The following is an 11,943-nucleotide window of genomic DNA, read 5'->3' on the forward strand; positions in this document are numbered from 1 at the left end:
CTTTTATTTAACTTCAAGCTGATCGGGAATAACGGCTAGTTTTTTCACAAGCGGCAGCCCTAAGCCGCGATGAATAAAGACATTCATATCGTGATGAATAACAAATCTTGCTTGTTCCGCTTGCAGGTTCTCTGGCAGCGAAGGTTGGGTGAAGTCGATATTACGGCCGGTGTCTGATGTAGAGCCGCGGTAGGCGTTAATAACAAGGCCATTCGCATCGGTATTAGGAATGAGAGAGGATGTTCCCCGCGCAAAGATCCCGCCTTGAATATGAATATAAGAGCCGACAGCATATAAAATTGCATTGGAGTCCGTATAGAAGTACCCTTTTAAATTGGGCTTTGTCAATGAAAATTCATTTTGAAACTCGTTAATGCGGGCGATTTCCAACTCGCCTTTGGTCAATAAGACGACTTCTTTATCATTGATTCCAGAAATGGTAGCATTATAAATCGAAGTGTTTCCCATAACATAAATCGTTGAATCGAAGGCGACCGCTCCGCGAACAGCCAAATTTCCTAAAATAATCAGATTTCCTTTTATGGTAAGCTCTGTGGCTCCGCTGTTTTCCAAATAAGCGTTCCCATTGATAATCAGCCATTGATTCTCCTTCAACTCCAGGGTACTAAGATCCAAATATTCAGAAGAATATCCGTCGAGTAAAATCGATAGATTGCTATTATTGATAGTATCTGGAAGTTGTTGGATGTCATGAATAACGGTAAAGCGATTTTTTAATTCGCTTAATAGACGTGAAACCGGAAGCTGGATAAGCGATTGATATTGTGCCTGGGCAGTTAGATCCGGATCAAAGGCGTTAATGCCGGCGGCGCTTAATAGCTTATCTTTTAATGTAAAATCGAAGTCCACATCGATAAACTCCCCATCTTCTGTTTGGACGGATGGGCTTGTGTACTGGAACGGAAGGGAAGGATTAGCCGCAAAAAGCTCGCTTTTCGTAAATCCTGTTGAGGATGGCTGATAGCAGGCTGGCGCACTGTTTGACTGTTCGCACACATAGCGGTTTCCGTTGGCAAATAAAATGCTTGTTGGGCTCGTCGTTGGAAACGAAGTAAGCTGGCTGTACATTTGCGAGTTGTAAATATAATTGGCGACATTCGCCATATAAAAATCGCGTCCGGCATAAATGTTTCCGTCAATATAGGCTCCGCCATTTAATGTCACATCCTGCCGCGAACCGATCGCATATTTTAAAAAACTAGGCGTATTGGTGATAATGACCTGGCGCGATACCGTCCGCTTCCCTGCTGTTTTGGAAATGACGTATACTCGCGTAAATAGCTTGCTGCGATCAATTTCTTTCATTTCTGTCAGATCTTGAATGGATACTTTATACCGTCCGCTTACCTGGTGAATAAATCCAGCTTGGGCATTGCCTAAATCCATGTCAAGCTGTGCAGGGGTAGACAGTTGAAGATTTTCCACCTTTACTTTTATTTCGGCGATCGCTTCTTGAATGGACTTGGTCGCCTCATGAAGCGATTCGACATCCTCCACACGAATTTTCGTAAAGTTCGCTTGATACAAGCTGACAGATAGAATCGTCAAGCCAAGCATAAAAAAAATCGTGACAACGAGCATCGTGAGCACTAAGCTATAGCCTTTCTCGTTCATGGTTTCACTTCCTTATCAAAATCCAAATTCCGTTTTCAAGGTAAAGGGCTTGATGTAAAGCCTATCGCTAGGATCGGCGTGGTCATGATCCTGAACGGCAAGCATCAATGTGACAACACCGCTTCGGCAAATGCTTCCCTCTTCTTTCACACAGCTGTATGAAACGCGGGATTGGTTTGTAATAATGCGAAGCTGGTCGGAGCTGATTTTCGTGCCGTTTATAAACAGCGCATCATTTTTCAACTCAATATTCAATAAGGCTCCTTGGTCTGTTGTGTGATCCTCGACCCAACCAACCTCTGAATTAATATTTTTTTGTTTATTATTGACAAATACAAGCTGGCCGTTTACGGTGCTGCTCTCAATCGTATCAATGCCATCAGGAGAAAATTGGTAGAGCTGATTCATCATCATGGCCACGACATAGTCGGCTTCGCTGCGCAGCTCGTTTTCGATGCCGATCCGCTTATAGGCGTTGATTCCGCTTAGCAGCACACCATAAATCGAAGCAAGGATGAAAGAAGAGATCGCCACTGCAGCTAGCACTTCGACTAACGATAATCCCCTGCTGTTTTTAACGAATGGTTTCATTTGCCACCACTCCTTCAAGCCACTCCGACTGCTCCCAGCTGTCTCCCCAGCGGACAATGACAACGATTTTTAATAAATAGTTTTGGAGATTGGAATCGTCATTTTCAATGGTTTCCTCTTGAAGCTTTTGCCGCAATGAGGGGGGGAACTCAGGTGGCGGCGCTTTTTTTAAGGCCTCCCATTGGTTGCTGTCATTATAAGGCATAAGAAATACACGAATGCGTTGTTCATTATATTGAACATTATTAATCATCGGCTGCAGCAACGCGCGGCAAACTTGTTGATCTTCAAAGAGCGATAGTTGGCATTTGGATCCATCAATGGTCGCATATGGTTCATTTGTACTATTTTGTTCTTCTTGCACATATTGTTTAAGCGAAGAAAAATCAAGGTGCTCCATATATACTAGCACGCCGCGGGCGACGTTAATGGCTACCGTTTTATCTTGGTTGTATGCGGTATATTTCATCGCATGGGTAAAAAATAAAAAAATACCTGTGGCGGCTGCGGACAAAATGACAATGGATGCCAACACCTCAATTAAGGTGAATCCTTCCGAGTGACAGGGTGGAATGAATTTCTTTTTTCCCATTTGGCACACCCTTCTTTTAAAATATATAACTTTATTATACAATATGTTAGAGTAAAATATTGTTTTATTTTTAGGAAATTTGTCGTAGCTTGTACCGAGAAACGGGGTGAAACATTGAAGTCGGTTTTCTTTATATTGATTGCGTTTGTCGTGGCTGTTCCCTTGTTATTGATGCTCCCCGTTGGTTTAAGCAGGAGCGGCAAAACAGCAGCGCTTGTCGTTTCTTTGTCGCTCGCGCTTTTGGCCGCCGCTGCTGCACCTATGTTTCCGTTCTGGCAGCTGTGCTTGCTGCTGTTGCTGCTTGCTTTAGCAGCGACCTATCTACTTGACCGGCGCTTTGGCCACCTTCTTTACGCCGTTGCGAAGGAAGAGGATGAAGACGAGTTATTTGCATTCGAGACGGAAAGAGAAAGGATGGCCAAAGCCCCAGCTGTCGATGAGAGAGAGAATGGGGAGAAAGAACTTTTGATGTCAACAGATCGTGAACAAGAATTTCCCGTTTGGCCGCCTGCTGATAGAGAAATAGAAGAGGGGCTGATAACGGGCAAAGAGACTGCAAGCAGCACAGAGGCGGAGCTGGATCGTTGGCTGTTTGACGATGAGGAACCAAAAGAGGGACTTGAGGGGGAGGCAAATAAAAAAGAGAAATCGAGGGAAACATCAAGTGAATTACCAGAGTGGCCATTGGGAAATGACCAAGTCGAGACTCGGCTGCCGATGGAATCAGAGCCGCTAGATTCATGGGCTTTGGCTGATCAGGAGGCAAGCACACACGAACAGGACGCTCGGCCTGTTTGGAAAGACGGAGAGCTGGAAGAATGGATGGGGGCAGCTGAACAGCCATCAAAGGAAACAGTGGAGAATGTGGAGCTAGATGATCGGGACGGAGGGCTGTTTCCCGATGAGGTAGAAGAAGAGCGAGCGTTTGGAGAAGGCGGGAAACTGGAAGAGGAAATATTTTTCGGTGAGGAAGCGGACAAAGAGAGAGCAACAGATTGGCTAAACCCGCTGGATACAACGTGGCAGGATGAATGGCTCGTTGCTGATCTCACAACAGTAGAAGACATGATCGAGGATGGGGGGCAACTGGGAAAACATCCAAGCACAGGCGATGCGTGGCTACACATGTCCCAAGATCAGCCGGAAGCGATCATGAACAATGAAACAGAGAGAGTGGCGGCGGAAAAAGAACCGCTTGACGATGAGTCGTTTTTACGAGAAAAAAGTTCAGATTTTGCAGGCGGCTGGTCTTCTGCTTCTTCTGAACAGCAAGACTTGCAAGAGGAAGCGGAGCGGTCTTCACAAGACAAAGGAGAGAGCGCAGTCGCTGAAGATTTCCCAATGATCCAAGAAGAATGGGGAGAAGCCCATCCGCATACAGAGCCGCTTGATCCTGCATCCCCAGAGGCATCGGATGCACGAAAGGTAAGCAGCCGCATCATCCAGACGCTGGCGGACGAATGGCTGCTCATTCGCCATCAAATGAACAAGGATGAGTATGAACAGCAAATTTTGCAATGCCTGCAGCGGCCGCTCGCGGATCAAGAGTATTATTTGTTGGCGCGCTTGCTTGTGGAGCATTATTTGCAAGAAAAAGAATACGAGAAACTAGCCTCGTGGCTTGACCATTTGCGGGAGAGATTTTCCTCTTACCCGATTTTACTGGAGGAAATTCGCTTTTTTGCTCAGAAAATGAACGATTATAAATGAACAGGTGTGGTGAAGAGAAGAGATGAAAACTAGTGCTCAAATCATAGGACTGCCGATTATAAACATTGCAGATGGAGGACAAATCGGAACGGTCAAATTGCTCATCATCAATCCTGAAAAAGGATCTGTCGACTTTTTAACGATTGAACAAGAGGATGTGGCGTTTGGCTTAAAGGCGATTCCGTTTAAAAAAATCGTCGGCATCGGCGAATTTGCGGTAACAGTAGAGGATGATCGCGCGGTGATTGATCTGGCGGAAATCCCGATTGCCAACCAGCTCGTCAACAAACAAATCCGAATTAAAAATACAAAGGCCATGACCCGAAAAGGAGAATTGCTTGGCGAGGTAACGGAATTTTTCATCAATGACGAAACGGGAGAAATTATGGGCATCCACTTGCAAACAGAGGGGCGTCAGGCGATTCTGTCTTCTGAATGGGTACTCACGTATGGAAAGGATATTTTAATTGTCAGCGAAACTGCTCCGGATTCTTTGCTTGATGATGCGGACATGCTGACTGAAAAAATAGAAGCGCCGATCCATGAGGCAAACGAGGCCGAGGCGGAAACAGCCGCAATAGAAGAAATAAAGGAACAGAATGCGCTAAAAGCGCTGCGGGAAAAACAAATGGAGCTATTGCAGGGCAAGCGTGTGAAAAAGGATATTTTCGATCTTAATGGCCACATTTTAATCAAAGCCGGAACGATTTTAACCGCTGAGCATATTGTCAAGGCACAAACGGAAGGGCCAAGTGTGATGATCGATTTATCAATGAATGTGGATGCATAAGAAAAGGAGGCTTTCGATTGTGCGGCCATTAGCTGGGGTTAAGCTGTTTTTAGTCATCGGCGCTTGCACGGTCTATTTCATTAGTTTTGCACAAGCGGCTCCGTTTGTCTATTCATCCTATTTTGTCAAAGAAACGTTTGCTGCGAATACGATGGTTGGACCAGTGCTACTTGCCAATTTATCCAAAGAAGAGGCGGTTCAGCGAATCGCGGAGAAAGTGAATCAGTGGAGAGATTCTGCCAATATAAAAATCGCGTATCAAGAAAAGACAGAAACGATTCCTTTGTCATTATTTTCATTCCAAGTTGAAAAAAGCGTCGATCAAGCTGTGGACGGACAAGCGTCACCACTTATTGTACAAATGAACGGCGAGTCGCTTTCACCCTTTATTGAGAAACTTGTAGCCCCGGCCTTATTGTCTTCGCTCAATCGCAAACAATTGGAGAAAGATATCGCTGCTGTGGCCTCCCAACTGCCGGCTAATCCTCCGGCGATCGATCTGGCCCGCTATGTAGATTCTCAGAAAACGGCGGAAACTATGCAGGTGAGCGAAGCGGTGATAAGCGACTTAGGCAAGCAACGCGCGGAAATAACCGCATGGATTGCCGACCATCCAACCATCGAAGTGAAAGGGAAAAGTGTTTTTTCACTCACGGCTTATTTACAAGGAAGCCTATCTCCAGATGGAATGAGTCTTCTTGCTTCCGCTATTTATCAGGCGGTTTTGCCGACGAACTTTACCATTGTCGAGCGCCATACGAGCCGCAGCTTGCCAAACGGCATTCCGATTGGCTATGAAGCAAAAGTAGATAAAGAGAACCGTGACTTCTCCTTTTATAATCCGAATATCAATTCGTATACTTTGAAATTTCAGCAAACGGGCAGCGGCTTTCGCGTGACGCTGATGGGGCTTCCATTTGCTTATAAATATGTGATAAAAGTGGGGGACATCGAATATTTTGCACCGAAAACCATTGTGCAATATAGCTCGCGTTTCAAACCAAATGAACGTCAAATGAAACAGCAAGGCCAGCAAGGAATGCTTGTTAAAGTGAAAAAGGAAGTATATGACGAAACCAATCAATTGATCGAAGCAAAAGAGGTTTCCGAAGATTTTTATCCGCCGGTTTATGCCATTGAAGTCCGCGGGTTGGAGCTTGGAGATGATTTACCGCAAGATGCAGCCGATCAAGGGGCAAATGGCGCTCTCCAAAGCGGACAGCAACAGCAGCCAGCAAACGAAAAGGAACAAGAACAAACGGAAAACAGTCAAAATCCAAGTGAACAAACTCCAAAAACGGCCGATGAGCAAAATGAGAACACGCCGTATGAAAAGTAGGGATGATGAGCATGAAAAAGCAAGAACGGAAGCGGCTAGGAGATTTATTAGTAGAAGCCGGGCTAATTACCCAAGCGCAGCTGGAGGAAGCGTTGAAGGAGAAGGCGCCTGGCCAGAAGCTGGGAGATGCGCTGCTGCAGCGCGGCTATATTACCGAACAGCAGCTCATCGAAGTGTTGGAATTCCAGCTTGGCATTCCGCATGTCAGTTTATATCGCTATCCGATTGATCCGAAGCTGACGAATCTCGTGGCGAAGGAGTTTGCGAAGCGCCATATGGTCATGCCTCTTAAGATTGATGGGGATCGTCTGCTTGTGGCAATGGCTGATCCGATGGATTTTTTTGTGATTGATGATTTGCGGCTCTCAACAGGATTTCATATTGAAACCGCCATTGCCTCCAAGGACGATATTTTGCGAGCTGTCAATAAATATTATGATATGGATGAATCGATTGAAGATTTTTTGCAGCTGGCCTCCACTCAAGATGCAATGGAAGAGGAGCGAGCGGCTGAAGAAGATTCGCCGATTGTCCGGCTTGTGAATCAAATATTGCAGCTGGCCGTTGAGCAGCGGGCGAGCGATATTCATATCGATCCTCAAGAAACGAAAGTGCTAATCCGCTATCGGATTGATGGAGTGCTGCGCACCGACCGCGCGCTTCCTAAGCATATGCAGAGCGTCTTAACAGCGAGAATAAAAATATTGGCAAATATGGATATAACCGAGCATCGCGTTCCACAGGACGGACGGATTAAAATGAATATAGATTTTCACCCCGTTGATTTGCGTGTTTCAACGCTGCCGACCGTCTATGGTGAAAAAATTGTCATGCGCGTTCTTGATTTAGGTGCAGCGTTAAACGATATTCATAAGCTTGGATTTAATCGGCTGAATTTGCAGCGCTTTATTGAACTGATTGAACGGCCGACAGGCATCGTGTTAATTACAGGGCCGACAGGATCAGGAAAATCTTCGACTTTGTATGCGGCGTTAAATCGCTTAAACAATGAGGAGGTCAATATTATCACGATTGAGGACCCGGTTGAATATCAGCTTGAAGGGATCAATCAAATCCAAGTGAACCCGAATGTCGGGCTCACCTTTGCCAACGGACTGCGCTCCATTTTGCGCCAAGACCCAAACATCATTATGGTGGGCGAAATTCGCGACCGCGAAACGGCCGAAGTGGCGATTCGTGCTTCATTAACAGGACATCTCGTATTAAGCACCTTGCATACAAATGACGCGCTAAGCACCATCACTCGGCTTATCGATATGGGAATTGAACCGTTTCTTGTTGCGACATCGCTTGCGGGCGTGGTTTCGCAGCGGCTTGTCCGCCGCGTTTGCCGCGACTGCCAAGAGGAACAGGAGCCGACGAAGCGGGAAGTCGAGATTTTTGCGCGGCGCGGCATGAAAATCGAAAAATTAGTTCGCGGCCGCGGCTGTCCAACGTGCAATATGACAGGCTATAAAGGAAGAATGGCCATTCATGAATTATTGGTCATGACCGATGACATGCGGCGGGTCATTTTAAATCATGAACCGTTATCCAAGCTGCGTGAGCTGGCGGTCAAAAATAAGATGATTTTTTTGATTGACGACGGTTTATTCAAAGTGAAGCAAGGATGGACGACACTGGAAGAAGTTCTGAAAGTGGCGATTTTAAGTTAAAGGTGAGAAGGATGAAGCAACGATTAGACCGTTTATTGCGGACGGCTTTTGAAGCGAAGGCCTCCGATGTTCATTTAACGGTGGGCGTTCCGCCCATTATACGCATAAATGGAGAGTTAAAGCGATACGGACAGGAAGCGCTGCGTCCCGAGGATACGGAAGGAATAGCGAAAGCGATCATTTCCGAAACATTATGGCCGCGGTTTGAAGAACAAGGGGAGTTGGATTTTTCTTATGGAATTCCCGGGGTTTCCCGCTTTCGCGTGAATGTATTTAAACAGCGCTCCTGTATTTCGCTGGCGATTCGCATCATTCCAACAAGAATTCCAACGATTGATGAATTAAAGCTTCCCGAGGTGCTCAAGCAGGTTGCCGCCAAGCCTCAAGGGCTCGTCCTGGTCACGGGACCGACCGGCAGCGGAAAATCGACAACGCTAGCGGCGATGATTGACTACATGAACAAAACGATGAGGAAGCACATTATTACGCTTGAAGATCCGATTGAATATTTGCATAAGCATGGCGGCTGCATTATTGACCAGCGCGAGGTCGGATTTGATACGAACAGTTTTGCCAACGGATTGCGCGCAGCGCTGCGCCAAGATCCGGATGTGATTTTAGTCGGCGAAATGCGCGATCTCGAAACGATCCACACGGCGATTACCGCAGCGGAAACGGGCCATCTTGTTCTCGGCACGCTTCATACGTCGAATGCTCCGGCGACGATTGACCGCATCATCGATGTCTTTCCGCCTGCGCAGCAGGCGCAAATCCGCATTCAGCTTGCGTCCGTTCTAGTGGCAGTAATTTCACAGCGTCTGTTTCCGAATGTGCAAAAAACGGGGCGGGTGGCTGTGACAGAAGTGCTGCTGAACAGCGCGGCGGTGGCGAATTTAATTCGCAATGAGAAGGTCCACCAAATCGTCAATGTGATGCAGACAAGCCGGGCATTAGGAATGCATACGCTCGCAGCGAGCATTAGAGAGCGGCTGCAGGCGGGAATGATTGCGAAGGAGGCCGCCGAGCCGTATTTGAGAGAGGAGCGGGGCGAATAACATGCCGCAATTTCAATATCAAGGCCGCGATATCAAAGGGAAGCGGCAAAGTGGAACCATTGCGAGCCCGTCGAAGCGAGAGGCTGTGATGAAGCTTCGGCAAAAGGGCGTGAAGGTCGTTGAAATTCAAGAGGTGCCGGCGACGCTTTGGACAAAGGAAATCACCTTTGGCCAAAAAGTGAAGCTGCAGGATTTTTCCCTTTACTTGCGGCAATTTGCCACCCTGCTCAAAGCAGGGGTGTCGGTCGTCGATTCCACGAACATTTTGGCGAACCAAACAGACAGCAAATTATTAAAAAAAGCGCTCCTTGATGTGGAGGAAGAGCTGCGCGCCGGCAACCCGTTATCAGCGGCAACGGCCAAGTATCCGCGCGTGTTTCCGCCGATGTTTGTCAATATGATGAGAGCGGGCGAAGCGGGCGGAAATATGGACGAGACCCTGGAACGGCTTGCCGATCATTTCGAAAAAATGCATCGGACGCGGCAAAAAATGATATCGGCTTTAGCCTATCCGATTGCGGTCGCCATCATCGCCCTAGCGGTTGTCATTTTTTTGCTGATCGGCGTTGTGCCGACATTTGTGCAAATGTTTGCCGATTTTCATGCAGAGCTGCCGGCGATCACCAAATTTGTGCTCAAAGCGAGCGAGGTTATGCAAGTGTATTGGTGGCTTGTCGCGCTTGCGCTTGTCGGAGTATATGTGCTTTTTTCCGCGCTAAACAAGCGAAAAACAAGCAAATATTATATCGATTATACGCTGCTTCGGCTGCCGATTTTCGGGAAGCTCATGCAAAAGGCGGCGCTGGCGCGGATGACGCGCACGCTCAGCTCGCTGTTTTCAAGCTCTGTGCCCATTTTGCAGGCGCTGTCGATCGTGGAAAAGGTGATTGAAAACGAGGTCATTGCGAAGGTGGTCAAAGAAGCGCGCGATGCGTTGGAGCGCGGGCAATCGCTGACGGAACCGATGAAAAATCATTGGGCGTTTCCGCCGCTGGTTACTCAAATGATTGCGATCGGCGAACAAACAGGGGCTCTTGATGCCATGCTCAGCAAAGTCGCTGATTTTTACGAAGCAGAGGTCGATGTCGGGACCGACCGTCTCAAATCGCTGATTGAGCCGCTGATGATCGTTCTTTTGGCGGGTATCGTTGGAACGATTGTCACCTCCATTATCGTCCCAATGTATGATATTTTTAATCATATCCAGCAATAAACATAAGAATTTGTTTCCATTGAACTTATAAATCCTGTAAAATAGTAGATAGAAAGACTTATACATTGAAAGAAAGGGAGAGGTAAATATGTTAAAGCGGTGGTTAAAAAACGAGCGCGGGTTAACGCTTATCGAATTGCTGGCGGTCATCGTCATTTTAGGAATTATCGCAGCGATTGCGATTCCGACAATTGGAGCTATTATTGATAACTCAAAGAAAGACGCTCATATTGCCAATGCTGAACAAATTATCAACGCGGCTCGTTTGGCAAAAACGCAGGACACATCTGGTGATGATGAGTGGACATTACAAGATTTAGTTGACGGTGGCTTTTTAGAATCTATCCCAAAATCGCCAGGTAATAAAAAAGATTATGATAAAACTGCTTCAACTGTAAAGTTTGTGGCAGCAACGGATACTACACCTGCGTATTACGAAATTAAGTTAAAATCCTCAGATTCTAACTCTAATTATTATATTTATACAGACAATAGACATAAAATTAATAGAAAAGACGTTGATTTAGATGCAGGAATAACATCAAAAACTACGGGAGAGTAGGATACTTAAAGAATGTTAGTGCTTTTTCTTGTTTTTCTATACTCCCTCCTCCTCGGCTCTTTCTTTAACGTCGTCGGTCTTCGCGTGCCGGTGGGGGAATCGATTGTGAAGCCCCGTTCGCATTGTCCGAGCTGCCAGCGCACGCTGACGGCTTGGGAGCTGATTCCGGTCGTTTCTTATCTTGTGCAGGCGGGAAGATGCCGCGGCTGCGGCGCGCGCATTTCGCCGCTTTATCCGCTGATGGAATGGCTGACCGCTTGTCTTTTTACGCTTTCACCGCTTGTTTTAGGATGGTCGGCCGAATTATTGGTGAGCTGGACGCTCATTTCTCTGTTTATGATTATCGTCGTTTCCGATCTTCGCTATATGATGATTCCTGATCGCATTTTACTGGTGTTTGCCGTTCTTTTTCTTATCGAGCGCGCCCTGCTCCCGCTTTCGCCGTGGTGGGATTCGCTGGTTGGCGCGTTCACCGGCTTTGTTGTTCTGCTGTTTGTAGCCGTTGCCAGCCGTGGCGGGATGGGCGGCGGCGATATTAAGCTATTTGCTTTGATCGGCTTTGTTGTCGGATGGAAAATGGTGCTTTTGGCGTTTTTCATCTCAACGCTTTATGGGACGGTATTCGGTTTGATTGGAATGGCGCTCGGCAAAGTCCGCCGCGGCCAGCCGATGCCATTTGGCCCTTATATTGCGCTCGGAACGTTGACGGTTTATTTTTTTGGACACGAAATCGTGGAATGGTATAAGCAATTGATTTTCTTTTAAGTGATGAGGGGAACA

At 46.8% G+C, this 11,943-nt stretch carries 11 protein-coding genes; 8 read left to right on the forward strand and 3 right to left on the reverse strand.

Going from position 1 to position 11,943, the window contains the following annotated elements:
• Window positions 1–3 precede the first annotated feature (3 nt).
• Genes GGQ95_RS07200 through GGQ95_RS07210 form a run of 3 tightly spaced genes read right to left on the reverse strand, consistent with a single transcriptional unit; the run spans window position 4 to window position 2,818 of the window.
• Entirely contained in the window at window positions 4–1,635 is a 1,632-nt protein-coding gene (locus GGQ95_RS07200) for a hypothetical protein (RefSeq protein ID WP_183186545.1), read from the reverse strand.
• Window positions 1,636–1,650: 15 nt separating this feature from the next.
• Window positions 1,651–2,226 (reverse strand): PulJ/GspJ family protein, encoded by a 576-nt coding sequence (locus tag GGQ95_RS07205; RefSeq protein ID WP_044742928.1) that lies wholly within the window; start codon window positions 2,224–2,226, stop codon window positions 1,651–1,653.
• Complete coding sequence (locus GGQ95_RS07210) at window positions 2,210–2,818, reverse strand: type IV pilus modification PilV family protein (protein ID WP_044742927.1); 609 nt, start codon at window positions 2,816–2,818, stop codon at window positions 2,210–2,212. Before GGQ95_RS07210 ends, GGQ95_RS07205 begins: the two co-directional genes overlap by 17 nt.
• Before the next feature lie 114 nt (window positions 2,819–2,932).
• Here GGQ95_RS07210 and GGQ95_RS07215 point away from each other — a divergent pair, with 114 nt between their 5' ends.
• The 8 genes from GGQ95_RS07215 to GGQ95_RS07250 all read left to right on the forward strand — a co-directional run bounded on the left by GGQ95_RS07215 (window position 2,933) and on the right by GGQ95_RS07250 (window position 11,928).
• Window positions 2,933–4,528, forward strand: a complete 1,596-nt coding sequence (locus GGQ95_RS07215) for a hypothetical protein (protein WP_183186546.1) — start codon at window positions 2,933–2,935, stop codon at window positions 4,526–4,528.
• A gap of 22 nt (window positions 4,529–4,550) precedes the next feature.
• On the forward strand, window positions 4,551–5,318 hold the full coding sequence (locus tag GGQ95_RS07220; protein WP_183186547.1) for a PRC-barrel domain-containing protein: 768 nt from the start codon (window positions 4,551–4,553) through the stop codon (window positions 5,316–5,318).
• A gap of 19 nt (window positions 5,319–5,337) precedes the next feature.
• A complete protein-coding gene (locus GGQ95_RS18720; protein WP_183186548.1) occupies window positions 5,338–6,657 on the forward strand; it encodes a VanW family protein in 1,320 nt (439 codons plus the stop codon).
• Window positions 6,658–6,668: 11 nt separating this feature from the next.
• On the forward strand, window positions 6,669–8,333 hold the full coding sequence (locus tag GGQ95_RS07230; RefSeq protein ID WP_080862131.1) for a GspE/PulE family protein: 1,665 nt from the start codon (window positions 6,669–6,671) through the stop codon (window positions 8,331–8,333).
• Between the two features lie 11 nt (window positions 8,334–8,344).
• Complete coding sequence (locus tag GGQ95_RS07235; RefSeq protein ID WP_044742922.1) at window positions 8,345–9,388, forward strand: type IV pilus twitching motility protein PilT; 1,044 nt, start codon at window positions 8,345–8,347, stop codon at window positions 9,386–9,388.
• A 1-nt stretch (window position 9,389) separates the two neighbouring features.
• Entirely contained in the window at window positions 9,390–10,601 is a 1,212-nt protein-coding gene (locus tag GGQ95_RS07240) for a type II secretion system F family protein (protein WP_080862132.1), read from the forward strand.
• Between the two features lie 88 nt (window positions 10,602–10,689).
• Complete coding sequence (locus tag GGQ95_RS07245; RefSeq protein ID WP_183186549.1) at window positions 10,690–11,163, forward strand: prepilin-type N-terminal cleavage/methylation domain-containing protein; 474 nt, start codon at window positions 10,690–10,692, stop codon at window positions 11,161–11,163.
• A gap of 12 nt (window positions 11,164–11,175) precedes the next feature.
• Window positions 11,176–11,928 carry a prepilin peptidase gene (locus GGQ95_RS07250; protein WP_183186550.1) on the forward strand — a complete coding sequence of 251 codons (753 nt, stop codon included), beginning with the start codon at window positions 11,176–11,178 and terminating at the stop codon, window positions 11,926–11,928.
• The last annotated feature ends 15 nt before the right edge of the window (window positions 11,929–11,943 follow it).

The organism is Anoxybacteroides rupiense, assembly GCF_014196195.1.
Taxonomy (GTDB): domain Bacteria; phylum Bacillota; class Bacilli; order Bacillales; family Anoxybacillaceae; genus Anoxybacteroides; species Anoxybacteroides rupiense.